Annotated in this window: 24 protein-coding genes and 1 tRNA gene; 10 read left to right on the top strand and 15 right to left on the bottom strand. The window is 58.4% G+C overall.

From position 1 onward, the window contains the following. The first annotated feature begins 14 nt into the window (after positions 1-14). The 3 genes from BN2154_RS11700 (at position 15) to BN2154_RS16475 (ending at position 1,213) form a co-directional block, all read left to right on the top strand. A complete protein-coding gene (locus tag BN2154_RS11700; RefSeq protein ID WP_050618941.1) occupies positions 15-431 on the top strand; it encodes a MarR family winged helix-turn-helix transcriptional regulator in 417 nt (138 codons plus the stop codon). A gap of 326 nt (positions 432-757) precedes the next feature. Then, the gene (locus tag BN2154_RS11695) at positions 758-1,057 is read left to right on the top strand and encodes a hypothetical protein (protein WP_050618940.1); all 300 of its coding nucleotides are present in this window, start codon (positions 758-760) and stop codon (positions 1,055-1,057) included. A gap of 21 nt (positions 1,058-1,078) precedes the next feature. Continuing rightward, positions 1,079-1,213 (top strand): hypothetical protein, encoded by a 135-nt coding sequence (locus BN2154_RS16475; RefSeq protein WP_256319010.1) that lies wholly within the window; start codon positions 1,079-1,081, stop codon positions 1,211-1,213. A 77-nt stretch (positions 1,214-1,290) separates the two neighbouring features. On the opposite strand, the gene BN2154_RS11690 is transcribed toward BN2154_RS16475, so the two are convergent. The 3 genes from BN2154_RS11690 to hcp form a co-directional block, all read right to left on the bottom strand. Next, entirely contained in the window at positions 1,291-2,502 is a 1,212-nt protein-coding gene (locus BN2154_RS11690) for an FprA family A-type flavoprotein (protein WP_050618939.1), read from the bottom strand. 21 nt (positions 2,503-2,523) lie between these two features. Continuing rightward, positions 2,524-4,434 (bottom strand): acyl-CoA dehydrogenase family protein, encoded by a 1,911-nt coding sequence (locus BN2154_RS15480; protein ID WP_094762497.1) that lies wholly within the window; start codon positions 4,432-4,434, stop codon positions 2,524-2,526. A 236-nt stretch (positions 4,435-4,670) separates the two neighbouring features. Continuing rightward, positions 4,671-6,242 (bottom strand): hydroxylamine reductase, encoded by a 1,572-nt coding sequence (gene hcp, locus BN2154_RS11680; protein WP_050618938.1) that lies wholly within the window; start codon positions 6,240-6,242, stop codon positions 4,671-4,673. A 142-nt stretch (positions 6,243-6,384) separates the two neighbouring features. Here hcp and BN2154_RS11675 point away from each other — a divergent pair, with 142 nt between their 5' ends. After that, the gene (locus BN2154_RS11675) at positions 6,385-7,032 is read left to right on the top strand and encodes a Crp/Fnr family transcriptional regulator (RefSeq protein WP_050618937.1); all 648 of its coding nucleotides are present in this window, start codon (positions 6,385-6,387) and stop codon (positions 7,030-7,032) included. Between the two features lie 579 nt (positions 7,033-7,611). Here BN2154_RS11675 and BN2154_RS11670 read toward each other — a convergent pair. The 6 genes from BN2154_RS11670 to BN2154_RS11645 form a co-directional block, all read right to left on the bottom strand. Further along, positions 7,612-9,027: a DUF4340 domain-containing protein gene (locus BN2154_RS11670; protein ID WP_050618936.1), complete on the bottom strand. Its 1,416-nt coding sequence runs from the start codon at positions 9,025-9,027 to the stop codon at positions 7,612-7,614. Further along, on the bottom strand, positions 9,014-10,483 hold the full coding sequence (locus BN2154_RS11665) for a GldG family protein (RefSeq protein ID WP_050618935.1): 1,470 nt from the start codon (positions 10,481-10,483) through the stop codon (positions 9,014-9,016). Before BN2154_RS11665 ends, BN2154_RS11670 begins: the two co-directional genes overlap by 14 nt. Then, complete coding sequence (locus tag BN2154_RS11660) at positions 10,483-11,346, bottom strand: ABC transporter permease (protein ID WP_050618934.1); 864 nt, start codon at positions 11,344-11,346, stop codon at positions 10,483-10,485. The genes BN2154_RS11665 and BN2154_RS11660 overlap by 1 nt, the downstream gene beginning before the upstream one ends. Continuing rightward, positions 11,343-12,338, bottom strand: coding sequence for an ABC transporter ATP-binding protein (locus tag BN2154_RS11655; protein WP_050618933.1), 996 nt, complete (start codon positions 12,336-12,338; stop codon positions 11,343-11,345). Before BN2154_RS11655 ends, BN2154_RS11660 begins: the two co-directional genes overlap by 4 nt. Before the next feature lie 170 nt (positions 12,339-12,508). Further along, a complete protein-coding gene (locus BN2154_RS11650) occupies positions 12,509-13,723 on the bottom strand; it encodes a sensor histidine kinase (protein WP_050618932.1) in 1,215 nt (404 codons plus the stop codon). Continuing rightward, positions 13,720-14,394 (bottom strand): response regulator transcription factor, encoded by a 675-nt coding sequence (locus BN2154_RS11645; RefSeq protein WP_050618931.1) that lies wholly within the window; start codon positions 14,392-14,394, stop codon positions 13,720-13,722. The genes BN2154_RS11650 and BN2154_RS11645 overlap by 4 nt, the downstream gene beginning before the upstream one ends. 198 nt (positions 14,395-14,592) lie before the next feature. Between BN2154_RS11645 and BN2154_RS15830 the strand changes: the two genes are divergently transcribed. Continuing rightward, positions 14,593-14,760 (top strand): hypothetical protein, encoded by a 168-nt coding sequence (locus tag BN2154_RS15830; protein WP_154666690.1) that lies wholly within the window; start codon positions 14,593-14,595, stop codon positions 14,758-14,760. Positions 14,761-15,429: 669 nt separating this feature from the next. Here BN2154_RS15830 and BN2154_RS11635 read toward each other — a convergent pair. Continuing rightward, positions 15,430-16,437 (bottom strand): hypothetical protein, encoded by a 1,008-nt coding sequence (locus BN2154_RS11635; protein ID WP_195892347.1) that lies wholly within the window; start codon positions 16,435-16,437, stop codon positions 15,430-15,432. A gap of 426 nt (positions 16,438-16,863) precedes the next feature. Then, positions 16,864-16,948 (bottom strand) — tRNA-Leu (locus BN2154_RS11630). A gap of 201 nt (positions 16,949-17,149) precedes the next feature. On the opposite strand from BN2154_RS11630, the gene BN2154_RS11625 reads away from it, so the two are divergent. Beyond that, the gene (locus BN2154_RS11625) at positions 17,150-17,992 is read left to right on the top strand and encodes a pyridoxamine kinase (RefSeq protein ID WP_050618929.1); all 843 of its coding nucleotides are present in this window, start codon (positions 17,150-17,152) and stop codon (positions 17,990-17,992) included. 50 nt (positions 17,993-18,042) lie between these two features. On the opposite strand, the gene BN2154_RS11620 is transcribed toward BN2154_RS11625, so the two are convergent. Together BN2154_RS11620 and BN2154_RS11615 are read right to left on the bottom strand one after the other, a co-directional pair. Beyond that, on the bottom strand, positions 18,043-18,795 hold the full coding sequence (locus BN2154_RS11620; protein ID WP_050618928.1) for an SDR family NAD(P)-dependent oxidoreductase: 753 nt from the start codon (positions 18,793-18,795) through the stop codon (positions 18,043-18,045). A 70-nt stretch (positions 18,796-18,865) separates the two neighbouring features. After that, complete coding sequence (locus BN2154_RS11615) at positions 18,866-20,407, bottom strand: putative polysaccharide biosynthesis protein (protein WP_242853751.1); 1,542 nt, start codon at positions 20,405-20,407, stop codon at positions 18,866-18,868. Between the two features lie 153 nt (positions 20,408-20,560). Here BN2154_RS11615 and BN2154_RS11610 point away from each other — a divergent pair, with 153 nt between their 5' ends. The 3 genes from BN2154_RS11610 (at position 20,561) to BN2154_RS11600 (ending at position 23,268) form a co-directional block, all read left to right on the top strand. Continuing rightward, entirely contained in the window at positions 20,561-21,271 is a 711-nt protein-coding gene (locus BN2154_RS11610) for a DUF554 domain-containing protein (protein WP_050618926.1), read from the top strand. A gap of 310 nt (positions 21,272-21,581) precedes the next feature. Further along, a complete protein-coding gene (locus BN2154_RS11605) occupies positions 21,582-22,358 on the top strand; it encodes an enoyl-CoA hydratase-related protein (protein ID WP_050618925.1) in 777 nt (258 codons plus the stop codon). 61 nt (positions 22,359-22,419) lie between these two features. Further along, positions 22,420-23,268 carry a 3-hydroxybutyryl-CoA dehydrogenase gene (locus BN2154_RS11600; protein ID WP_050618924.1) on the top strand — a complete coding sequence of 283 codons (849 nt, stop codon included), beginning with the start codon at positions 22,420-22,422 and terminating at the stop codon, positions 23,266-23,268. 58 nt (positions 23,269-23,326) lie between these two features. On the opposite strand, the gene BN2154_RS11595 is transcribed toward BN2154_RS11600, so the two are convergent. Beyond that, positions 23,327-23,572: a hypothetical protein gene (locus BN2154_RS11595; protein WP_050618923.1), complete on the bottom strand. Its 246-nt coding sequence runs from the start codon at positions 23,570-23,572 to the stop codon at positions 23,327-23,329. A gap of 176 nt (positions 23,573-23,748) precedes the next feature. Between BN2154_RS11595 and BN2154_RS11590 the strand changes: the two genes are divergently transcribed. Continuing rightward, the gene (locus tag BN2154_RS11590) at positions 23,749-24,021 is read left to right on the top strand and encodes a DUF6514 family protein (RefSeq protein ID WP_050618922.1); all 273 of its coding nucleotides are present in this window, start codon (positions 23,749-23,751) and stop codon (positions 24,019-24,021) included. Positions 24,022-24,082: 61 nt separating this feature from the next. Here the strand turns inward: BN2154_RS11590 and BN2154_RS11585 are convergent, their stop codons facing one another. Next, positions 24,083-25,195 (bottom strand): M20/M25/M40 family metallo-hydrolase, encoded by a 1,113-nt coding sequence (locus tag BN2154_RS11585; protein ID WP_050618921.1) that lies wholly within the window; start codon positions 25,193-25,195, stop codon positions 24,083-24,085. Positions 25,196-25,197: the final 2 nt, after the last annotated feature.

Here is a 25,197-nt window from a genome sequence, read left to right as displayed (position 1 = left end):
GAAGGCGGTATTGCATGGATATCAGAGAGTGTATCAATTATTTGCTGACAACGGCGCAGCATCAGGTGTTTCAGCTTTTGTCCTCCAAGCTGGCGCCCTACGGCATCACGCCGGGTCAGTATGGTGTGCTCAACTGCCTTTGGCGCAAGGAGGCCGTGAACCCCAAGGAGATGGCGCAGATCCTCGGATTAGAGACCTCCACGATCTCCGGTGTGCTGGACCGGATGCAGAAGAAGGGGCTGATTGACCGGGTGGTGGACCCCAATGACCGCCGCTGCGTGCAGGTGGTCATCACCCCCATGGGCGCCGCGCTGGAAGAGCCGGTGCTGCAGATCATCCAGGAGCTGAACGAGGAGGTGCTGCGGGACTTCTCCCGGGAGGAAGCCGCTACCCTCACCCGCTGTCTGAAGCAGATCGCGGAAAAAATCTGATGGATGCCCGCCGGCAAGCCGGCGGGCGTTTTTGCATCAGCCATTTTATTCACAGGTTTTTTACAACTCGTTCAAAGTCTATCCAATCTTTTCCCCGGCGGGTGTGGTATCCTGTAATCACAACAGAACAGAAGCGCAAAGCCGGATGCAACACAGTGTGCTGTGTTCATATATACATTCAATTACACCTCTCACTCCTCCTCTCTCTCTTTCCAAACGCAAAGGGCCCGCCGTCCGGCGGGCCCTTTGTTGCTTCTTTTGGACCGGAGGTGTACGTGTCCGTCCCATTCCTCCGTCCGGCCCGGCAGGGGCGGGAGGGGAGAACGATGACCATCATCAAGCTGGAGCCGGTCAACGGCGTCCATCCGGTAGAGCGGCAGTCTCACCGCACATCCAACTGGATGGGAGAGGGGTGGGCAGAGGTGCCCGAGCACCTGGCGGAGCAGGCGTTCGCCTGCGGCGGCTCCTGTGAGCTGACGCTGGAGGACGGCGTTCTGACCGCCCTCACGGCCGTCCGGCGGCCGGAGGAGCTGGATGCGCCCACGCCGCAGGAGGACGCCGACGCCCTGCTGGTGGACCACGAGTACCGGCTGACGCTGCTGGAGCTGGGGCTTACGGCAGAATAAGAGAAGAGGGGAGGACGAGAGATGCTGTATCGGACGTTAAAGCGCCTCATGGAACGGGGCCAGACCCAGGGCCTGGGGGAGAAGCTGGATGTCTTCTTCGCCGCGGACAAGCTGACCCGGGAGGAATATGAGGAGCTCACCGGCCTGCTGGGCTGAGTGGGGACAATGGAAGGGGCCGGATGCGTGTGCATCCGGCCCCTTCCGCTTTGTGGAATGGAGCGACATGAAAGGGGTTATTTCATGGACTCCACGATGGCGTCGGCCAGGGCGTCCAGCTCGGCGGCCTTGCTCTCGTGGAGAGAAGAGGCCAGAGTGAGCCGTTCGTTGAGGACGGTCATGTTCTTCAGCTCCTCGTCGATGAACTTCTGCATCAGGTCGCCGGACTTGCAGGCCCAGGAGCCGTTTTCAATGAGGGCAAAGGTGCGGTTTTGCAGGTTCAGGGCCTTCATGTCCATCAGCAGGTTGTGCATGACGGGATAGATGCCCAGATTGTAGGTCACCGAAGCCAGGACGATGTGGCTGTATTTGAAGGCCTCGGAGATGAGGTAGGACACATGGGTGTTGGATACGTCGTACAGGGCCACGTCGGTGACGCCGCGCTCGCACAGCTTGGCGGCCAGGGCCTGGGCGGCGGCCTCGGTGTTGCCGTACATAGAGGCGTAGGCCAGCATTACGCCCTGGACCTCGGGCTCATAGCGGCTCCACTTGTCGTACTTGTCGATGAAGTACAGAAAATCCTTTCGCCACACAGGGCCATGGAGGGGACAGATAAATTTGATCTGGTCCAGGATGCCGCCGGCCTTTTTCAGCAGAAGCTGGATGTGGGGGCCGTACTTGCCCACGATGTTGGTGAGATACCTTCTCGCCTCGTCGATCCAGTCCCGGTCAAAGTTGACCTCGTCGGCAAAGAGCTTGCCGTCCAGAGCAATGAAGGAACCGAAGGCGTCGGCGGAGAAGAGGGCGCCGTTGGTCACGTCAAAGGTGACCATGGCTTCGGGCCAGTGGACCATGGGAGCGGCCACAAAGGTGACGGTGTGAGCGCCGAAGGTGTAGGTGTCGCCCTCCTTCACCTCGATGCACTCGTGGCCGTCCACATGGAAGCCGAACTGCCGCATGAGCAGGAAGGCCTTTTCGGTGGAGATGATCTTCACCTGGGGATAGCGCAGGAGGATCTCCTCGATGGAGGCGCCGTGGTCGGGCTCCATGTGGTTGATGACCAAATAGTCCAGGGGCTTGCCGTCCAGCAGATAGGCGATGTTCTCCAGGAGCTGGCGGCAGGCGGACCAGTCCACCGTGTCGAAGAGGACGCTCTTCTCATCCAGCAGGAGGTAGGCGTTGTAGGAGACTCCCCGGGGAATGGGGTGGATGTTCTCAAACAGGTGGAGACGATGGTCGTTGGCGCCCACCCAGTAGAGGTGGTCGGTGACGGTTCTCACGCAATGCATAATTCTTCCTCCTTCCAGACGTTACGCTTCGATGAACTGATCTTTGCCCTCGGCGCACTCGGGACAGACCCAGTCCTCGGGCAGCTTTTCGAACAGGGTGCCGGGGGCGATCTCGGCGTCCTCGTCGCCCAGCTCGGGGATGTACTCATAGCCGCAGCCGCCACAGACGTACCGCTTGCCGATGGGCTCGGGCTTGGGGGGCTGGGGCCGCTTCATCTTGACCATGGGGGGCGCGGGCTGCTTCTCGCCGCAGTCCAGCGCGGCGGTGAGCAGCGGCAGGATTTCGTTCACATCCCCCACGATGCCGTAGTCGCAGTTCTTGAAGATGGGGGCGCCGGCGTTCTTGTTGACAGCCACGATGGTGGAGGCGTCCCGGATGCCCTTCAGGTGCTGGATGGCACCGGAGATGCCGCAGGCGATGTAGAGGTTCCCGGTAAATTTCTGGCCGGACATGCCCACATAGCGGTCCAGGGGGACGTATTTGAGGGTCTCGGCCACCGGGCGGGAGGAGCCCACTGCGGCGCCGGCGGCCTTGGCCAGGGCCTCAACAAGCTTCATGTTCTTCTTCTCGCCGATGCCCTTGCCCGCGGAGACCACCCGCTCCGCCTGAGGGATGGGGGTGTCCAGGGGGATGCCCACGGCAAAGTCGTGGCCGTCCTTTTTCAGGTGCTCCACCAGAGCGGCCACCTGCTCGGCGGGGGTGCCGTCCCGGAGGATCAGCTTCTTGCGCACCCCGGTGACGGGGGCGGGCTTCTTGGGGCGGCTGGAGGAGCCGCCCTCGCTCTTGGGGGGCTTGCCCAGGATATGGGAGGCGATGACCACCCGCTGGATCTCGTTGGTGCCCTCGTAGATGGTGGTGATCTTGGCGTCGCGGTAGGCCCGCTCCACGTCCATTCCCTTCATGAAGCCCGCGCCGCCGTAAATCTGCATGGCGTCGTTGGTGACCTCCAAGGCGATGTCGGAGGCGTACATCTTGGCCATGGCGGCCTCCATGGCGTAGCTCTCATGGTGTTCCTTCAGCTCGGCGGCGGAGTAGACCAGCATCCGGGCGCAGCGCAGCTTGGTGGCCATGTCGGCCAGCTTGAAGGAGATGGCCTGCTGGAAACCCACGGGCTTGCCAAACTGGATGCGCTCCCGGGCGTACTCCAGGGCGTTTTCATAGGCGCCCTGTGCGATCCCCAGCGCCTGGGAGGCGATGCCGATGCGGCCGCCGTCCAGGGTGGACATGGCGATCTTGAAGCCGTCCCCCTCCTTGCCCAGCAGGTTCTCTCGGGGTACCTTCACGTCGTTGAAGATGAGCTCGGCGGTGGAGGAGGAGCGGATGCCCATCTTGTCGTAGTGGTCGCCGAATTCGAAGCCCTTCCAGCCCTTTTCCACGATGAAGGCCGAGATGCCCCGGGTGCCGATGTCCGGCGTGGTGACGGCAAAAACCACATAGGTGTCCGCCTTGGGGGCGTTGGTGATGAAGATCTTGCCGCCGTTGAGGACGTAGTGATCCCCCTTGAGGACGGCGGTGGTCTCGGTGCCGCCGGCGTCGGAGCCGGCGTTGGGCTCGGTGAGGCCAAAGGCGCCGATCTTCTCGCCCTTGACCAAGGGCACCAGGTATTTCTGCTTCTGCTCCTCGGTGCCGTAGGCAAAGATGGGCCAGGAACCCAGGGACACGTGGGCGGACAGAATGACGCCGGTGCCGCCGTCCACCCGGGAAAGCTCCTCCACGGCGATGGCGTAGCTCAGCACGTCCAGGCCGGCTCCGCCGTATTCCTTGGGGTAGGGGATGCCCATGAGCCCCAGCTCGGCCAGCTTCTTCACGGCCTCATCCGGGAACTCGTTCTGCTGGTCCAGCAGGAAAGCGATGGGCTTGACCTCGTTTTCCGCAAACTGCCGGACCTTGGCCCGCAGGGCCTCATGCGCGTCTGTGGTCTTGAAAAACATGTGATTGCCTCCTTTGATATAAGATGGGTGGAAGGGAAGGACAGGTGCAGGCGGAGGAGAGACCGGGGTTTACAGATAATTAATAATAAGAATCATTATTTTTCCTGTTTTCATATTAACATAGGGGAATTTAACTGTCAACTACTTTTGGAAAAATTTTCGTGCGGTCAAACGGAAGAAGAGGGCGGCCTCCGATGAGGCCGCCCTCTTTTGATGGACGGATGTATGTGCAAAGGTCAGCTCAGCAGGGTGTTCAGGTCGGCCTCCGGCGTGGTGATGGGGGCGATACCGAACTGCTCCACCAGGTAGTTGAGCACGTTGGGAGAGAGGAAGGCGGGGAGGGAGGGGCCTAGGCGGATGTTGCGGATGCCCAGGTGCAGCAGGGTCAGCAGGATACAGACAGCCTTCTGCTCATACCAGGAGAGCACGTAGGACAGCGGCAGGTCGTTGACGCCGCAGCCAAAGGCGTCGGCCAGGGCCACCGCTACCTGAATGGCGCCGTAGGCGTCGTTGCACTGGCCCATGTCCATGAGGCGGGGCAACCCGCCGATGGAGCCCAGGTCCAGATCGTTGAAGCGGTATTTGCCGCAGGCCAGGGTCAGCACCACCGTGTCGGGGGGCGTCTGGCGGACGAAGTCGGTGTAGTAGTTGCGCCCGGGCTTGGCCCCGTCGCAGCCCGCTACCAGGAAAAAGTGCCGGATGGCGCCGCTTTTCACGGCCTCCACCACCTGGTCGGCCAGAGAGAGGATCGCGCCGTGGCTGAAGCCGGTGACCACCTGGGTGCCGCCGTTGATGCCGGTAAACACCTGGTCCGTGGGATAACCGCCCAGGGCCAGCGCCTTTTCGATGACCGGAGTGAAGTCCTTGTCCTCCCCGATATGGACGACATCGGGGAAGGCCACCACCTCCGTGGTAAAGACCCGGTCGGCGTAGCTGGGCTTGGGGGGCATCAGGCAGTTGGTGGTAAACAGGATGGGGGCGGGCAGGTCAGCAAATTCCTTCTGCTGGTTCTGCCACGCGGTGCCGAAGTTGCCCTTCAGATGGGGGTAAGCGTGCAGCCTCGGGTAGGCGTGAGCGGGCAGCATCTCGCCGTGGGTATAGACATGGATCCCTTTGTCCCGTGTCTGCTCCAAAAGCAGCTCCAGGTCCTTCAGATCGTGGCCGGTCACCACGATAAAGGGGCCCTTCTCCACGGTCAGAGGCACCGTGGTGGGCGTGGGGACGCCGTAGCTCCCGGTGTTGGCCCGGTCCAGCAGGGCCATGCACTTCAGGTTGATCTCTCCCACCTTCATGACCACGGGCAGCAACTCCTCCATGCCGGCCTCCCGGTCGCCCACGGCCCGCAGGCCCTCAAAAAAGAAGGCGTCCACCTGCTCGTCCAGGTAGCCCAGCATCCGCGCATGGTAGGCGTAGGCCGCCATACCGCGCAGTCCGAAGAGGATGAGGGATTTGAGGGAGCGGACGTCCTCATCCTCCGTCCACAGCCGCAGGGGCTCGCCGGAGGCGGCGCAGTCCGTCCCGGAGGCCCCGGTGCGCAGGGCGTTGACCCGGCTGGTCAGGGCCGCTACGCTCACCCCGTCGAAGCTGACATTGGTCACGGTGGTAAACAGGCCTTCCAGCATAACGCGCCGCTGCTCGTCGCTGGGAGTCTGGCCGGCCAGGTCCAGGGACAGGCCGATCAGTGCCCGGGTGAGGTCATCCTGGGCGTTGGCGACGGCAGCGGTCTTGCCGCAGACGCCTGCCCGGCCGGTACAGCCTGCGCACCCGGCCGTCTGTTCACACTGGAAGCAAAACATTTCATTTGCCATTGAAATACACTCCTTTAATCTTGGGATGCAGAGGGATTGAAATCCGATCTCTTGTGTTTCTGGCTGTATTATAGTATATTAATTGCAACCAGTCGGTTGATTTTTCAACGGAGATGATTTTTTGGAGCTCTTTTTACCGATTATGAGGACCTCGCCCCTCTTTGCCGGGATGGAGGAGGAGGAGATCCGGGCCATTCTCGGGTGCCTGGACGCCCGGGTGGAGCGCTATCCCAAGGGGGCGTATCTGCTCCGGGTGGGCGATACGGTGGAGTCCGTCGGGCTGCTCCTGGCCGGCGGCGCTCTGGTGACCCAGGAGAGCTTTTGGGGGAGCCGCAACATTATGGCGCGCATCGGACCGGGGCAGTTGTTTGCCGAGGCCTTTGCCTGTTCGCCCGGCGCGGTGCTCAACATCGCAGTGGCAGCCGAGGCTCCCTGCACCGTGCTCTTCCTGAACGTCCGGCGCATCCTGACCATGTGTCCCACCACCTGCGCCCACCACAGCCGTATGATCCGCAACCTGCTCTCTGACCTGGCCGGAAAGAACCTGCGCTTTACGGAGAAGCTCACCCACATGGGGCAGCGCACCACCCGGGAAAAGCTGCTGTCCTATCTGTCGGCGGAGGCGCAGCGGTGCGGCGATGCGGAATTTGACATTCCCTATTCCCGGCAGCAACTGGCCGACTACCTCTCGGTGGAACGGAGCGGCCTTTCCGCCGAGCTGTGTCGGATGCGGGATGAGGGGATTCTGGCGTTCCACAAAAACCACTTCCAACTGCTGGCAACGCCATAGAAAAAACCCCTGTAACCGTAGTGTTACTTCTCATAGGTACCATTTGTGAACCATGGGTATAACGCTGGTACGGGACAAACAAAAATCCACGAGTGATCAAACGGATCGCTCGTGGATTTTTTGTTAGGGTATTACCGCATAATTCAACGCGTGCGGATTGGCGCGAGAATTTGTGCCTCAAAAAGGCGCAAAACCGCAGGAATACTTTGTGTATTGCAAGGTATTGCAACGCATTTGTGGGGCAAATTGGCCGCCAAGACGTGTGTGGGGAATTGTGCGGTGATGCCTTAGTTTGGAACCTGTATTCACAAGCGGCTGAGGATGTGCCGCTTCCTGCCCTTCGCTTTTTCCACCGTCTATCCCGCGTTCCTTTGCCACACCGGTCACTTTGACGTTCAGGGAATCAAGGAGCGCATCGCTCGGCTCCGCTTTACGCCCGGCTCGCTCCCGGGATATTTTCACCAGATGCCGCAGGGTCTTCTCCCACAGCCCGCTCAGACGGGCCCGCCGTAGAAGCGGTGTATGGTCGAAAAGGATGGAAACCTTACTGCCTGACTCGCCTTTTGTGAATACAGGTTCTTAGTTCAGAACGATAGCATTGACTGCTTCGATCAGATCTACCACATCACTGCGAGGTACTAATGCGAAGGTCTCGCCGTCCACCACGGCAAGGCAGTCCTCGCCGTCATGGCGATACAGTTCAATGTCCACCTTGGGGTGATTCTCGTTGTCCAGATGGACAGTCAGGCGGATCTCCTCTTTCCCAGTGGGGTCGTCGGAGAGGAAGTCACTGGAATATTCCGCATCCAGAGTTTCCAGAGCATCCTGGAGGGCGTCGATCGCAACCTCATCCTCCTGATACTTCCAGATGCGCTCATCATCCTTCTCGCCGTCCACGGCGATGGTGTAGTCAGAACCCTCCAGAGTAACGTCGATCTGGTAGATGTCCTCAAAGTCAGCAGGCAGAACCTCGCGGTGGCGCAGCTCGTTGTAGGAAACGGCTCTCAGGCGGTTGCTGTTGTACTCGGAGACCTTATAAACGATTTGAGACTCACCGATACGGACATAGGCGGTGACATCCTCTGCTTCTTCGCCATTCGCCTTGGCCTCCTCAGCGGCAGCCAGTTCTTCGGGGTTGCGGCTGATGGACAGCACAAAGGTATCGGAGCTCTCCTTTCCACCCTCATCCTCGTTGGTGTAGTCCACCGTGACGGTCAATTCAGGCTCGACCAGATTGTAGGACTCCAGTTCCTCCTCCGTGACATGGTAAGTCACATAATCGGTAGGATTAAGGGTGGTAAGGGATTCCAGCCAGTTATCGACCCGAACGGTGTCAAGGGGCAGAATTTCCCCGTCCTTCTCGGTGAAGTAAACATCGTCCGCACAATAGGTGGCGGCGCTTTCCTCTTCATAAAAGATGGTGTAGTTTTCCGCACCCTCAAACTTGATCTGGGTCACCTGGTCATAGGCCAGGTCTTCGTCATGCTTGATCATGTCCTTCAGCGTGGCATCAAACTGATCCAGCGGGTCAACTTTTGCCAGATACACGTTGCCGTCCCCGATGGAAACATAGCGTTCCTCGTCCATGTTGCTAAAATCGCCCAATTCAATCTCATAGGACTGATCCTCCGTGGCAAAATGGATGGTGCACACAGGATCGTCCAGACCGTACATGCTGTAATCGGTGACTTGTTCAATGACGAAGGACACGCCAAAAGATTCGAATTGCTCCAGCATTTCGTAGATGGTGTTCTCATCCACCGGGAATGCCTCATCTTCATCATAGAGCCAGGTCTCGTCCTTATGGAAGGCCAAAGAGGTCTCTCCGTACTCCCAACTCAGGGATTGGACATCATCGCTGGAAACTTGCAGCACGATCTCGCCGGTGGCTTTGATCTGTTCCCTTTCTTCTTTTGTCTGGGTCACCGCAAAGGTGGCGATGCAGGCAACCACCAGAATGCCCAGCATCGCGTAAAGCCGTTTAGACCGTTTCATGTTGCACCTTCTTTCGATTTAGAATGACGCAGATGCCCACACCCAGATAGGTCAGCGGGAACACACCGATCATCAGGACCTTCAGCAAGGAGGAGGTGGAATCGCTGATGGTCAGATAGTTGTAATTGAGGGATTTGCTGCGGATGGCCATGGCCTCGCTCTCGCCGATCAGGTCTGACAGGGCGTTTATAGCCATGTCCATGTTGGCACCGGAGGAATAGGCATTATACCTTTCGTTCAGAAATTCGTCCGAGGTGAACCAGTGAATCTGGCCACCGCTGTTATCATCAATGGAAACGGCCACGGAGAAGGGACCTTCAATGTCACCCTCCTCCCGCTCATAGGTGGAAAAGCTATCTCCGGCCAGTTTGCTGAAAGATTTGCTGAAAGAATTGTACGAGGTCGTAAGCAGTTGCGTAACAGTTCCCTTACTGGTGCTTCCATCCACGGTCAGGCCCAGGGAAATGGGCATGATAGCGTAATAGTTTTCTTCGATCAGAGGATCGGTGATGTGGCTACTGGCCATATCAGGCATCAACACATAAGGGACGCCGAACGCATAGTGTTTCCGGTCATTATCCACTACGATGCCCTCATTGGCGGTAACGCCATAATCACCCAGCAGGCTGTACAGGTTTTCCAGAATCCCTTCCTTCACAGCGCCTGCCATCACCAGCAGTTTGCCGCCGCCTGCCACATAGTCAGCCAGCATGTCTTTTTCTTCCACGGAGAGATCGCTTTCAGGGGCATAGATCACGATACAGTCGGCCTCCTCGGGGATCTCATCTACCGTCAGCAGGGACAATGTGTTGGTCTCCATGTTTTCCTTTTCAATCTGCTCGGCAAAAGACGCGGGCAGCTCCGCCTCACCATGACCCTCCAGAATATAGACCTGGGGGTATTCCTCGCTGGTCACATAGTCAATGGCGGAAGTAATAGCGCCTTCACCGTCGAAGTCAGAGGCATTGTAGGTGCCGGAGTAAATGTTGATTTCACCCAGATAGATGTCATCAATGCCGATATAGCGATGCTTGTCACCGCACTCTACGACCAGGCTGTTGTTCTGGACCACCTCATCGGTGTACTGCTCGGCAAAGGCGGGATACACGTCTGGATTCTTTTTCACCACTGCAATGTGGTCGGACAGGCTCTGGTATTTGTCCAGCAGATTTTCGATGACCGGATCCTCTGCGCCGGACTGGACGATCCAATAGATGCTCACATCCTGCTCCAGGGCGTTGACCACCGCCTTGGTATTGCTGGTAATGGAATAGAGCTGAGAGGAACTGATATCGTATCTGGTCAGATGGGTGGGAAGGGCGGACACAAAGATATTGACGACTACCAGGATGGCCAGCACTACGGCGGTGACAGCCAGAGAGTACGAGCCGCCTTTCGTTGCTTGACGGTTTCGCTCGCTGTTTCCGGAGGATAGGAGGTTTTTCAGTTTATTCATCAATTGTACCTCCGTTTCTCCAGGGACTGGACGGACAGGAACAGGAAGAAGACAATAATGGTCAGGTAATATACAATACCCGTCACGTCAAAGACGCCGTTTACAAATACATAGAACCGCTCAAAGAGGGAAAGGGTGGTCATGATGATGGGCAGCAGCCCTTCAAATTTGGTGTGGTCCACCCAATAGGCGATCAGCATAGCAGCGTACAGGGCAATGCAGATTGTCCATACCATTGGATTGTTTTTAGTCAGATGCTTGATGATAAAGCCCAGGGCAACGATCAGAGCCGCAAGGGCAACCAAGCTGCCGAAGGCGGTGGAAGATACGGATTGAGACAGGCTGACACTGTAATAGTTCAGCAGGATCACTGCAATGCCGATTCCGGCGGCAAATCCCTGATTCTCCGTCAGAGAGGAGATGAACACGCCCAGAGCGATGAGTGCCGCCCCCAGAATGAAAAAGGCCAGAATAGAGCCGTAGGCGGTCAACAGGTACACATCGCCGTACTGGGAGAAGATCAGAGGGTACAGGCTAATGATGGCCAGCGGGATCAGATACACGACCAGCAGGGCCAGATACTTGCCCAGAACTACTTGCGTGGTAGTGATGGGCAGAGAGTAGAGCAGTTGGTCGGTTTTTTGCTTACGTTCTTCCGCAATGACACGCATGGTCAGAATGGGGACAATGACCACGAAAACCAGACAGCTAAAGCCCAGAACGAACTCGAAGTTACTGACTGCCGCCTGCAGGTTATAGAGAACGGAACCGATGCCGATGAAAAGCAGCAAAAAGGCGCCGAACACATAGGCGGTCAGGGAGCGAAAGTAGGTCCGCAACTCGTGTTTCAATACTGCAATCATACTTCCTCCACCTCGCTTTCGTGTGCCTCATCATGAGTGGCAACCTGCGTATCAGGCTCCACCTCGGACAGCTCAATGAAAATGTCCTCCAGTGTACCCTTTTTCAGGCTCATCTCCAAGATCACATTTTTGCTCTTCGTAAAGGCCAGAAACACATCACGGGACAGATCGTAAATGTTGTTGTGGTCGGTCTTAATACGGGCGACCGTCCACTTTTCCTCCACGATTCCCGTGGTTACCTCGGTGATATGGTCCACGCTGCTGAGGATCTCGCGCAGTTCATCCTCTGTCGCATCAGTGGTTAAGGTGATCTCGTTGGACGAGAGCAGCGTCTTTTCCAGCTTCTGCGGGTCATCAAAGGCTACCAGCTTGCCATGAGCGATCATCAGGATCTGGTCACAGATGGCCTGCACCTCGGAGAGAATGTGGGAACTGAAGATAACGGTATGGGTCTTGCCCAGCTCCTTGATAAGGTCACGGATCTCAATGATTTGAATGGGGTCGAGGCCTACGGTGGGCTCGTCCAGAATAATGACCTTGGGATTACCCAACAGCGCCTGGGCGATGCCCACGCGCTGTTGGTACCCCTTGGAGAGGGCGGAGATACGGCGGTGCTTCATATGTTCGATCTTGGTCAGACCGATGACCGTGTCGATCTGCCGGTTCAGCTCCTCGCCCCGCAGCCCCTTGGCCTCACCCACAAAGGTGAGATACTCCAAGGGCGTCTCATTCATATACAGCGGGGGATGCTCCGGCAGATAGCCGATCAGCTTCTTGGCCTTGTCCGGTTCATCGAAGATGTCGTATCCATCAATCCGCACATGGCCCGCCGTTGCCGACAGGCAGCCTGTCATGATGTTCATGGTGGTGGACTTACCTGCGCCATTGGGGCCCAGGAAGCCATAGACGTGGCCCTCTCCGATCTCAAAAGATAGGTCGTCCACAGCCGTGAAATCACCATAACATTTTGTCAAGTGTTCAACTGATATCATAATGGACCTCCTTCATGCTGATTTGCTGTCCGAGTAATTTCTCGTTTGAAAGTCAGACGAAGCACTGATTAATTCATTGTAACATCCGAAACTGAGCCATCTCTGAAATTTTCATTGGCCCGAAACAAAAAGTGGATGCGGACTGCACTCATTCAGCCCGCTCCCACTTTTTATGGTTTTACTGATGTAGTTGGCAATTGAATCAAGAAAGTATTGACGCCATCTTTGCTCTCCGCCCAGATCTTGCCCCGGTGGGCCTGTACGATACCCTCTGCTATGGAGAGGCCCAGGCCGTAGCTGCCCGTCCGTTCCCGGGCGGCGTCGGCCCGGTAGAACCGCTTGAAAATGTTTTTCAGTTCTTGGCCGGACAAGGCCTTGCCCTCGTTTGCCACTGTCAGCAGACAGCTCTTTTTACCTTGCTGCCGCAGTGTCACGCGAGTATGGCCGTGTTCGACGCCGTATTTCTGTGCGTTGTCCAGTAGAATATTCACAACTTGAATCAGATGCGGTTGGCTTCCCTGAACCCAAATGTCATCCTGAACCACGCTGTCCAGTTCCATCCCCTGCTCATAGAAAATAGGAGCAAAGGGCAGGAGAGCATTGGTAACCGTATGGCTTAGATCAACGGCAGAAAACTGCATGGCGCCGATACCCTGATCCACCTGCGCAGAGTTGAGCAGCTTGGTGACCAGATCTTTCATCTGCTGCGAAACCGTCAAAATACTTGCTGTCATTCGTTTCCGCAGTTCCAGATCTTCGACGTTTTCTGCCAGCATCTGAGCGTTGCTGAGGATCACGGTTAGAGGTGTTTTCAGTTCATGGGATGCGTTGGCCACGAACTGACGCTGCTGCTCCCATGCCACCGCCACTGGCTTCACCGCCCAACGTGCCAGCAGGATGCTGATCATCAAAAAGATGATAAAGCTGGCTGCGCCGATAAGCAGGCAATTTTGCAACAGATTGTTGATTGTGTTGATTTCGCTGGACATATCCGCAAACACAATGCACTGCATGGTGGGTGTTACCACCCGGACATAGCGCAGACCATAGTCGGACAATACTCCGGTTTTCTGCACAGAGGACAGGGAGATCAGTTCATTCAGCAAGGCCCGGTCAGTCAGATCGTAATATCCGCCGCCGGAGGCCAGCAACTCTCCGCCGGGGCCAAGCTGGAGCGCGAAATATGGTAGCCGAACACCGGAAGCGCCTTTGCCGGGAATGCCGAGTTGAAGCGGATCAAGCGCCACGGACTGCATCATTTCAATACTCTCTTTTTCCATGCTAACGCTGGTAAAGTGGAGAACGAGGCCAAAAATCACACAGAGCATAATAGTCACGATGGTCATATTGATACAGACGAATTTGATGCGCAGCCGTTTAATCATGTCTCCGTCACCTCCAGATGATACCCCAACAACCGGATGGACTCGATCTTCAAATTCGAGCCAATGCTTTTCAGTTTCTTTCGCAGGAATCCCACATAGGCCTCTACATTGTTTTCTGTGGCGTTGGACTCATATCCCCACACCTGTGTCAGCAATACGTCCTTGCGGATGCTGCGGCTTTGGAACTGCATCAGGCGGCGCATCACATCAAATTCCTTCTTGGAAAGGCGGATACTGTTTTTCTCTGTACTGAGCATATATCCAGTCAGATCCAGCGTGGTATTTCCGTATCGGAGCATGTCCACCTGATCTCCTTTGCGGCGCAGGAGGGCATTGATGCAGGCCAGCAGCTCCATGTTGTCAAAAGGCTTGGTTAGGTAATAGTCCGCTCCGGCGTTTAATCCTTCAATACGATCCTGCGTTTCACTTTTGGCGGTCAGCATCAGGATAGGCGTTGTGACACGGCGATGACGCACCTGCCTTGCAACCTGATACCCATTGAGTTTGGGCATCATCACATCCATGATGAGTAAGTCGTAAATGCCGGTTTCGGCGTATTCCGTGCCGTCCTCGCCATCATAGACCACTTCCACATCAAAGCCTTTGATTTCCAACAAAGTCTGCAAGGCTTCGGCCAACAACTTATCGTCTTCTATAATCAATATCTTCATTTGGATGCTCCTTGCTTGTCAGAAGATGTATTTTATCGACATTATAGTACATCCGTTGGCTGAAACATCTCTGAAAAAGAAAGTTTTACAAACCGTTCACAAAACTTGGCGTTAGTGTTTCAGAGATGGTTCAGTCCCTCGAGTTATGCTGACAATCGTAAGCAACACATCCATTTCACCACAAAGGAGGAACCCATTTTGAACGGAGTATTGCTTGGCATAATCTTGTGTGCCATTTTTCTGACCGGGATTTTTACCGCCAGTTCCGCTGACACCACGGCAGATGTTTTCCCGTCAGAAGTGCAAACAATAGAAACGGCCACAGCAGATGCAGCTATCTCTACGAATACCGCAATCGAACTGTAAGCCATCTTTGAGAAACACGGAGGTACATTTGGGTAGAAGAAAAAAGATCATTACCAACACCAGCACCGACATTCCCCAGCACTAGATTGAGGCGATAGCCCGCTGCATCTTGCCGGACATGCTCGCTTTTTATGAGAGTGAGGAAGGCCAGCGGGAGTTTGCTGAATGGAAGAAACAAAGGGAAGCGGAGAAGCAGGAGGCCAAAACAGAATAAGGACATAGCAAAGGCGGGGTGTCACCACATTCGGATGACGCCCTGCCTTTTTTGCGTTTATATGGTTTTCTTCTTTTTCCGTGGCCCTCTTGGCCTGGTGGCGGGCTTGCGCTTCACTCCATTGGGGAAATAGGTGTTCTCATAACGGTCAAAGAAAACAGATAATCCGAACCCGTCTCCTATATCCTATAGGAAGCAAGTTCGGATTATATTGGTTTGCCTATGTTTGCCGAAAAAGATGTAGGAGAAAAGCCCTGCGCAGCGTATCTGGTTTGGACTCGGGTGCGGAGCTGGGGCCGTGGCCGTATACTGTCAGAAAACGAGAGATCAGGGGGCGTCCCTGCGGCGGACAACCTTGCTTGCAGGTACAGCGAAACAGCAAACACCACCACACCCTATATCAAGCCGTATGACACCACGGTGGCGCTTTGCGGGGAACCCTCTGCCGCATGCTGTCAAGCGCCGCTTTCCGAAGCCTCTGCCGGACTGGTCGCCCACATGCTTTCCGCTTCCAGCCAGGCGTGGACCGTGTCGAAAATCAGCTTGTCCGGATCGTCCTTGTGGCAGAATCTTGCCCAATACTCCTCGCCGGCGTGGTAAATATGGACCCAAGGAGAATTGTTGTAGAAGTACAGCCATATTCCCATTTCAGGCAGGCAAAGGGTAATCGGATCTCCCTCCAATGTCTCCGCCCCCTCCGGCTTTTCCCCGAAAAACGTCTCTGTAAACTCCTCCGGGCAATAATCCTCCAGCGCCATGACATAGGAGACGTAGTCCGGATCCCCCTTCCCGTCAGGCTCTATGTACGTCCCGTCGTGATACCAGGAGAACCAAAGCTGCTGTGTCTCCGCCATCAGCCCCGCCACGGCGGCGTCCCATTCCGTCCTTCCCGGCGTGTAAGCCTCCGCGTTCAAAACATGAGAGCTTTCGTCCAGGCGAAAACTGAGGAGCATGGCTTCTTGAAGGCACTTTTCTTCTTCGCTGGTCTCGCCCACCACCGTTTGAAGCGTAAACTCATAACTTTGGTTCTCACCGTCCGGGGCGAAAAAGTAGATGTAGTCGGCGCTGCCGGCGGGAGGCGTATAGCCTCCGTCGTCATCGTAATAGTAGTCGAAAGGCGGCTCATAATTTGTCTCGTATTTCCATGCGCCCTGCTGCGCACGAAACCATTTGGGGTTATTCACCCCCAAGAACTGCTTGCTGACGGAAAAACTGGCGCAATGGGAAGGCGCGTCCCACGTTCCGGCATTGGTCTCCTCCCAGGCGGCAGGCACATGAATTGTCCACCCGTTCCCATGGTAAAGGATAAACTCCATCTCTTCCCCCATAATCGTTTTCCAGACGGATTCCCGGGGCCAGCGGTATCCTTCCAATTCTTCCGCGGCGGCTTTCTGCATGGAAAGCCGCTCCTTTTCCGCCTGCGTGCGCTCCGCTTCCTGCGCGGCGATTTGGGAGGGACTCATCTCCGCGTCAGGAACCGTTTCCGGACCAGCGCATCCGGCGGTGAGAAGGGCAAGTGCCAGCGCAACCGCAACCGCCCTTGGGAAATACTTATTTTTAATAGTTTCCATATATTAATAATCTCCGTTTTCTCCTTTTGGAAATATCGGTCAACAACAGACGATTCACCCTTTACTACAATGGTATTTTAGCAAAGATTTGTGTGGCCTGCAAGCGCGAAAATACTTTGAATTTCGGGTTAAAGTGGTCTGTTTTTGCTATAAAAGCAGGAGATTCGTCACAGAAAAGGAATTTGCTTTATTTGTCCGCTGCCTGCTGGCTCCCCTATCGGGAACTATGCCCGCCTTGCTTGCACAGATAGGGCCCGCTTCTAACAAAATAAAACATTGACGGGAGCCTGTCATTTTTGACAAGATCCCGTCAATGTTTGGTGCGGGCATGGGGACTCGAACCCCAACGCATCACTGCACGAGAACCTAAATCTCGCATGTCTACCAATTCCATCATGCCCGCATGGATGAGCGGCCGACAACGGCACGGAGCAAGACAACCGCTCGGGACAGAAAAGACCGGGATGCACTCAATAAATTTTATTTTAGCATTTGCCGTCAAAAAAGTCAATTGCACAACGGGCCAGAAGTTGGTATAATGGCACCACCAAGCAATGATAGCGGCCCGCCGCACCGCGGCAGGCCGCAGTCGGGAGGAACACCTATGAACCGAACGCCACGGGTAGCAGCGGTCCATGACTTGTCCGGACTGGGCCGGTGCTCGCTGTCTGTGATACTGCCTGTCCTATCCGTCATGGGCATCCAGTGCTGCCCCCTGCCCACCGCAGTGCTGTCCGCCCATACGGCCTTCCCGGCGGCGAAGAGCGCCTCGTTTCTGGATCTGACGCCGGAGATGGAGCAGGGCACGCGGCACTGGCGGGAGCTGGGCATGGATTTTGACGCCATCTACAGCGGCTTTTTGGGCTCTGCCCGGCAGATCTCCGTCCTGCGCCAGTTTATCCACGACTTCCGCCGGGAGGATACGCTGGTGCTGGTGGACCCCGTTATGGGGGACCACGGCAAGGTCTACCGTACTTACACCCCGGAAATGTGCCGGCTTATGGGGGAACTCGCGGCGCAGGCCGACCTCATCACCCCCAACGCCACGGAGGCCGCCATCCTGCTGGAGGAGGACTACGCCAACGTGCCCACCACTCAGGTGGGCATGGAGAGCTGGCTGGCCCGGCTGTCGCTGGACGGTCGGCGCTCGGTGGTGATCACCGGCGTGAGCTTCGCGCCTGGCACGGTGGGGGCGGCCTGCCTGGACTGCCGCACCGGAAAAATCCGCTTTGCCGTGGCCCGGCAGGAAAAGGGGCAGTTTTCCGGTACGGGAGATCTCTTCGCCTCGGTGGTGCTGGGCTCCATCCTGCGGGGAGAGCAGCTCCCCATCGCCACCAACCGGGCGGTGGAGTTCGTGCAGTCCTGCGCCTCCAGCACACTGGCCGCCGAGACACCCCTGATTGAAGGGGTTCAGTTTGAACCAAAATTGAAGGAGCTTTTGCGGTAAAGGAGAACGCAAGGGGGCGCGGTCGGATGGCCGCGCCCCCTTGCGTCGATTCAGCCCTGCTTACGCTTCTGCATGTGCCAGCAGATCCGCAGCAGAAGCTGGTCCGGGGCCAGATGAGCCCCCAGATGGGCCAGCTTCATGTCCAGGCCGGGGACGATGACCAGCCGGCCCCGAAGCATCCGGTCGATGGCGTATTCCGCCACAGAGGGGCTGGGCAGGCCGCGGATGCTGAAGCGCACGCCGGCCACGTCGTTGAACTCCGTGCGGACGGGGCCGGGGCAGAGGACGCTGATCTTCACCTGACTGCCAGCCCGGCGGAGTTCCTCGGAGATAGCCTCGGACAGCCGGAGGACATAGGCCTTGGAGGCGTAATAGGAGGAGAGCAGGGGGCCGGGCAGAAAGGCCGCCGAGGAGGCCACGTTCAGGATGTGGCCCTTGTTCCGGCGCTTGAAGTCGGGCAGAAACAGCTTGGTGAGGATGTGGGTACACCGGATGTTGATATCCAGCATCGCCAGCTCCTCCTCCAGGTCGGTCTCATCAAAGGGGCCGAAGAGCCCCCTACCTGCGTTGTTGATCAGAATGTCGAGGTCCTGGTCCTTCACCTGCTCATACAGAGCCCTGCAATTGCCCTTTTGTGCCAGATCCAGGGAGATGGTCTGGACCTGCACGGGAAGGGTACGGCCCAGCTCCTCCAGCCGCTCGGTGCGCCGGGCCACCAGAATCAGATCATAGCCCCGCCGGGCCAGGCCGCGGGCCATGTCCCGGCCAATGCCGGAGCTGGCACCGGTGATCAGTGCTTTCATGGGGATCACTCCTTTTCAAGGGGTAGTATACCACATTTGACCCCGCAGCGGACAAAAGCCCGGCATTTTTTCAGGAGCGGCGCAGGCGGAAGAGCTGGGAAACGGGAAGGCCCTGGGCATAGAGGGCGGACAGATAGAGCACGGCGCCGAAGGCCAGACAGACCAGGGCGGCGGGCAGGCCGTCGCAGCCCTGGTCCAGCAGCACCCGGAAGAGCAGATTGATGCACAGGCCCATGAGCAGGGCGGCTAGGCCGGGGGCGGTGATCCAGAGGAAGATCTGGAGCCGGAGGCCGGTGGCCCGGCGGAGGGAGACGGCGCCCAGCACGACCCCAACCAGGGCGCTGATGAGAAAGGCCCACACATAGCCCCGCAGCCCCACGCCCGGGATGCCCACGGTGAGAAAGACGATGACCAGCTCCACCGCGCCGCTGATGAGGGCGTTGCGGGCGGCGGCGGGCTGGCGGCCCACGCCGTTGAGGGAGCAGGAGAGCACCGACTGATAGCAGGAGAGCACCACCCCCACCGACAGGGGAGCCAGGTAGTTTCCCACGGAGCTCTCGCGGAACAGGACGGCGCCCAAGGTGGGCCCCAGCACCACCAGAAAGGCCATGGCGGGCAGCATGAGCACCGAGGTGCCCAGCATGGCCTTGGAGACCCGGCGATGGACCTCGGATCTCCGGCCCAGGGCGGCACTCTCGGCCAGCTTGGGCACCAGCACCAGGCCCAGCGCGGCGATGAAGGCGGTGGGCAGGTTCAGCAGGGGCAGGGACATGCCGAACATGACCCCGAAAGCGGAGATGGCGGCGGAGACCTCCATCCCGCCGGCCACCAGCCGCTGAGGAATGAGGATGGCGCACACCGAACCCATCAGGTTGCCCAGCAGGGCGGTCAGGCCGATGGGTACGGCGATGTGAAGGATGCGGCGGTCCAGGACCCGGCCGGACTCGCCGCGGCCCCGGTCCGGGGGCAGGCGGCGGGTATACCGCCGGTGGAGGAGCGTGAGGGTGCAGGAGGAAAAGACCTCGCAGATCACCATGCCCGCCACAATGAGCCCCACGGTCCGCTCGGGGCTCTGGGGGAGAAAGAGCACCAGCAGCCCCAGCACCGCCACGGTGCGCACCAACTGCTCCAGCATCTCCGTGCATGCGGGAGGACGGATCAGGCCCGAGCCGTAGAAGGCGTGCTTGTGGAGGTTTTCCACCCCGGTGAGGAGAAGGCAGGGCAGAAGAAGCACCAGCCCCAGTCGGGTCCGGGCGTCGCCCAGCAGATAGACGGAGATGGCGTCGGAGAACAGCACCACCGCCAGACAGGGCAGGACCAGCAGGAGGAACAGGGCGGCCAGACACCGCCGGAGCACCTGTCCGGCGGCCCGGAGGTTGCCCAGAGCCTGGTATTCCGAGGTGAGGCTGGACACCGCCGCCGTCAGGCCCACGGCGGTTACGGACAGCAGCACCGAATAGACCGGCATAACGAGCTGGTAGAGGCCCATGACCTCCGCACCGATGAGGCGGGAGAGGAGGATACGGTAAATAAAACCCAGAAGCTGGGAAAAAAGTCCGGTGGCCGTCAACAGCAGCGTACCGTAAAGCATGGATGTGCGGCTCAGTTTCAAAAAAGCGCCCCCTTCCTGGCAGAGTATATTCAAGGGGGTCAATGAACATGTGGCGGGACAACTTTAACGCTTTACAACGGCAGGGAAAACGTGGTATCATAGAGCCCTGTAAATCCACCTCCGCAAGGGTGCAGAGAGAGAAGGAAGCGCGCCATGCCCGCCACGTTCATCAATGCGGGGCTCATCCTGCTGGGGAGCCTCATCGGACTGCTGTTCAAAAATTTCATCCCCCCGCGCTTTTCCAGCATCGTCACCCACGCGCTGGGTCTGTGTGTGCTGGGCATCGGGGTTTCCTCCGCCGTAGGCACACAGAACGCCCTGTGCGTCATCGTTTGCATGGTGGTGGGTACCATCCTGGGGGAGGCCCTCCGCATCGAGGACCGGCTGGACTCCGTGGGGGGCGCGCTCCAGCGCAGGCTGATGAAGGCAGGCGGCAGCAGCCGCTTTACGGAGGGATTTATGAATGCCTCCGTCCTGTTCTGTGTGGGGGCGATGGCCATCACGGGTTCCCTCAACGCCGGACTCAACGGGGACTACACCGTTCTGGTGTCCAAGGGGGTCATCGACGGGGTGACCTCCATCACCTATGCCGCCACCTTCGGTGTGGGTACCGCGTTTTCCGTGGTACCGCTGATCCTCTACCAGGGGGGACTGACCCTGCTGGCCGGGTGGGTGGGGCCTTATCTGGCCCCGGCGGTCATCACCGAGATGAGCGCCGTGGGCGGCACCATCATCATGGGCATCGCCATCAACATGCTGGGTCTGGGCCAGGGAAAGATCAAGGTGGGCAATATGCTGCCCGCGATCTTCCTGCCGCTGGCATACCTGCCTCTGGCCGAATGGCTGGGCAGGCTGATGGGGTGACCAAGGCGCTGTGCCGCCTGCCGCGGACCCGTTCTGAGAGGCGGAACAGGTAGCACCAATTTAGTGGTACTACCAATATTTCGCTTTGGTACCGAGTTATGCCTTTCTGCGGAAAATCGGTCATTTCGCACGTTTGAATGGGAGGAATGTGGGTAAAATCCCGCAAAATTCATAGATAGAACACAGATTTTTCATGTTTCCCTCTTGCGTATGCCAGGGAAAACAGCTATACTAAGAGCGGTGTGGGGAGGGGATACCCCAGCACCACTCCGCTTAAAAACGGAGAATCGCAATAAGGAGGCAGCAAAGTATGGGATTCGTGAAATTAGAGCAGCAGGGGCACGTGGGGATTCTGACGATTGACCGTCAGGAGGCTCTGAATGCCCTGAACAGCCAGGTGCTGAGCGATCTGGACGCAGCTCTGGACCAGGTGGAAGCCAACGAGGAAATCTATGTGGTCATCCTCACGGGCGCGGGCCGCAGCTTTGTGGCAGGCGCGGACATCGGAGAGATGAAGCAGTTCTCTTCCATCGACGGCCGGAACTTCGGCATCCACGGCGGCAATGTGTTCCTGAAGCTGGAAAACCTGTCCAAGCCCGTCATCGCGGCGGTGAACGGCTTCGCGCTGGGCGGCGGGTGCGAGATCTCCATGGCCTGCGACATCCGGCTGGCCAGCGAGAAGGCCAAGTTCGGCCAGCCCGAAGTGGGCCTGGGCATCACCCCCGGCTTCGCGGGCACCCAGCGTCTGCCCCGCATCGTGGGGATCTCCAAAGCCATGGAGCTGATTCTGACGGCCAAGGTCATCGGGGCGGAAGAGGCCAAGGCGATCGGTCTGGTCAGCGAGGTGTACCCCGCCGACGAGCTGATGCCCAAGGCCCTGGAGCTGGCCAACGCCATCTGCGCCAACGCACAGATCGCGGTGAAGGAGTCCAAGCGCTGCATCCGCAAGGGCATGCAGACGGACATCTACACCGGCTGCGCCTTCGAGGCGGAGGCCTTCGGCGTGTGCTGCGGTACTGAGGACAAGGACGAGGGCATGGGCGCGTTCCTGGAGAAGCGCAAGGAGAAGAACTTCAAGAATCGGTAAGCACGGCCGGAAAAGAATCGCGAACCCGTTCCATACACATACATAATAGGAGGAAAAGAACATGAAAAAGATTGTTGTCATCGGCGGCGGCACCATGGGCCTGGACATCGCGCAGGTTTTTGCCAAGAAGGGCTTTGATGTAGTGGTCCGCGACATCAACGACGATATCATCAAGGCTTCCGAGGGCCGTCTGAACAAGGGCCTGGATAAGCTGGTGTCCAAGGGCAAGATGGACGAGGCGAAGAAGGCCGACATCCTGGCCCACATGACCTTCACCACCGACCTGAACATGGCCGCGGACGCCGACCTGGTGGTGGAAGCCGCCATTGAGAACCTGGACATCAAGAAGAGCATCTTTGCGGAGCTGGACAAGATCTGCAAGCCGGAGACCATCCTGGCCACCAACACCTCCTCCATCTCCATCACCGCCATTGCCGCGGCCACCAAGCGCCCGGACAAGTTCATCGGCATGCACTTCTTCAACCCCGCCACCGTGATGAAGCTGGTGGAGGTCATCCGGGGCGCTCACACCTCCGACGAGACCTACAAGGCCGTGGCCGACCTGTCCGTGGAGATCGGCAAGGAGCCCGTGGAGGTCAACGAGGCCCCCGGCTTTGTGGTCAACAAGATCCTGATCCCCATGATCAACGAGGCCGCCGACCTGCTGTACACCGGTGTGGCTTCCGCGGAGGGCATCGACACCGCCATGAAGCTGGGCGCCAACCATCCCATGGGCCCCCTGGCTCTGGGCGACCTGATCGGTCTGGACGTCTGCCTGGCCATCATGGACGTGCTGTACAACGAGACCCACGATCCCAAGTACCGCGCCTCCCTGCTGCTGCGCAAGATGGTCCGCGCCGGCACCCTGGGCCGCAAGACCGGCAAGGGCTTCTTCGATTACAGCAAGTAAAAGACTTTCCCTCTGGAAACAAAAACGGGGACCGGACAACTGTCCGGTCCCCGTTTTTTTATGTATATCGCCGCAGTACGTCCTCCAGCAGGAGCGGGCCGATCAGGGAAGTCCCCAGCAGCACGGCCGCCATCGCCTGCACATAGTCGGCATACCAGTTCAGCAGCCAGGGGTCCGCCGGCCCGGTCCACAGACGCAGCAGCAGGGCGGCCAGCAAAAAGATGGTGGTCATACACAGCCCGCGGGTCAGAAGGAACAGAGGCCAGTCGTGCAGCGCCACCCGTTTTCGCAGCCAATGACGCATGTGTTCACCTCCGATGCGGCGCAGGAGCACCGCAGAATCTGCCATCATCATACCAGGGGTGCGGCACAATGGCAAGTTCCAAAATATTCCTTTTGCTCGACATTTTTTGCGATACTTTCCGTATATACCACCATATAATGTAAGCAAGATGTTAAAAGAAGGAGGAAAAACACAAGATGAGGGAGCTGTTTGTAGAGCGCCGAACGGTCCGGGGAGAGGATGGCGTCTCCCACTGCTTTGATTACTATGTTGTAATCGGAGAGATGGAGGTAGCGGAGCATTTTTCCTGTGAGAGCTATGGGGTCAAGGTGGCGGAACAGGGGGGCGACAGCGCCGTCATCCCCAACGTCACGGTCAGCATTTCCCGTATCGACGGACTGATGGAGCTGCTGACGCGCAACACGGTGGGGCCCGCCGCGGTGGGAGACGTGGTGGCCGACTGGCTGTGAGAAAAGGAAAGACGCGCTGTTCCGGCTGGTCCGGAGCGACGTGTCTGATTGTCTGGATGGGTCAGGCGTCCGGCAGCATGAGCTGATAGACCACCTGAGAGGCATCGGCCAGGTTCCGGATGGCGATGCGCTCTTGGGTGGTGTGCTCGTGCTCCATGCCACAGGCCAGTACCACGGTCTCGATGCCATGGGCATTAAAGTTGTTGCCGTCGGTGCCGCCGCCCGTGTAGGTGGTCCAGGGTTCGACGCCGGCCCGGCGGCAGGCGTCCATCAGCCGCCGGACATGGGGGTGGTCGTCCGGGAAGCCGTAGCTCTGATAGCTATGGTGCAGTCGGTACTCCAGCCGGGCCCCGAGGGCGTCGCAGGCCTCCTGCAGGCAGGCCACCATGTGGGCGGCCTGGGCCTTCCGCTTCTCCGGGCTTTTGCTGCGGGTCTCGGCGGCAAAGGTGACGTGGTCCTGGACCACGTTGGTCTCCCCCACGCAGGAGAGCGTGCCGATGTTGGCGGTGGTCTCCTCGTCAATGCGCTGGAGCCGCATCCGGCTCACCGCCACGGCGGCGGCCTGGATGGCGCTGACCCCCTTCTCCGGGTCGGAGCCGGCATGGGCCTTCCGCCCATAGATGTCGGCGTAAATGCGAATCTGACCGGGCGCGCTGGAGACGATCTTACCCACGTCGTTGCTGGCGTCCAGCACCACGCCGTATTTGGCCTTCAGGCGGCCGTAGTCCACGTTGGCCGAGCCGTTGAGGCCGCCCTCCTCCCGGATGGTGAAGAGGATGTCCATGGGGCGGTGGGGGACGCCGCTCTCCAGCAGCGTGCGCAGCGCCTCCAGTATGGCGGCGATGCCGGACTTGTCGTCGGCCCCCAGGATGGTGGTGCCGTCGCTGTAGATATAGCCGTCCCGGATCTGAGGCCGGACCCCCTTGCCGGGAGTGACGGTGTCCATATGGGCGCTGAAGAGGATGCAGTCACTGTTGGGGTCCCCCTCCAGGTGGCAGTAGACATTGGCTCCGTCCGAGCCGGCGGCCTTTCCAGCCTCGTCGGTGGTCACCGGAAGGCCCAGCGCCTCCAGATCGGCCACCAGCCGGGCGGTCATCTCCCGCTCAAAGTGGGTCTCGCTGTCGATCTGGACGTAGTCCAAAAAGGTCTGTGTCACGCGTGCTTGGTTGATCATGG

It is taken from the genome of Intestinimonas massiliensis (ex Afouda et al. 2020) (assembly GCF_001244995.1).
In the GTDB taxonomy this organism is placed as follows: domain Bacteria; phylum Bacillota; class Clostridia; order Oscillospirales; family Oscillospiraceae; genus Intestinimonas; species Intestinimonas massiliensis.
The sequence above is the reverse complement of the archived record's forward strand: the minus strand, read 5'-3'. Positions and strand labels throughout refer to the sequence as shown.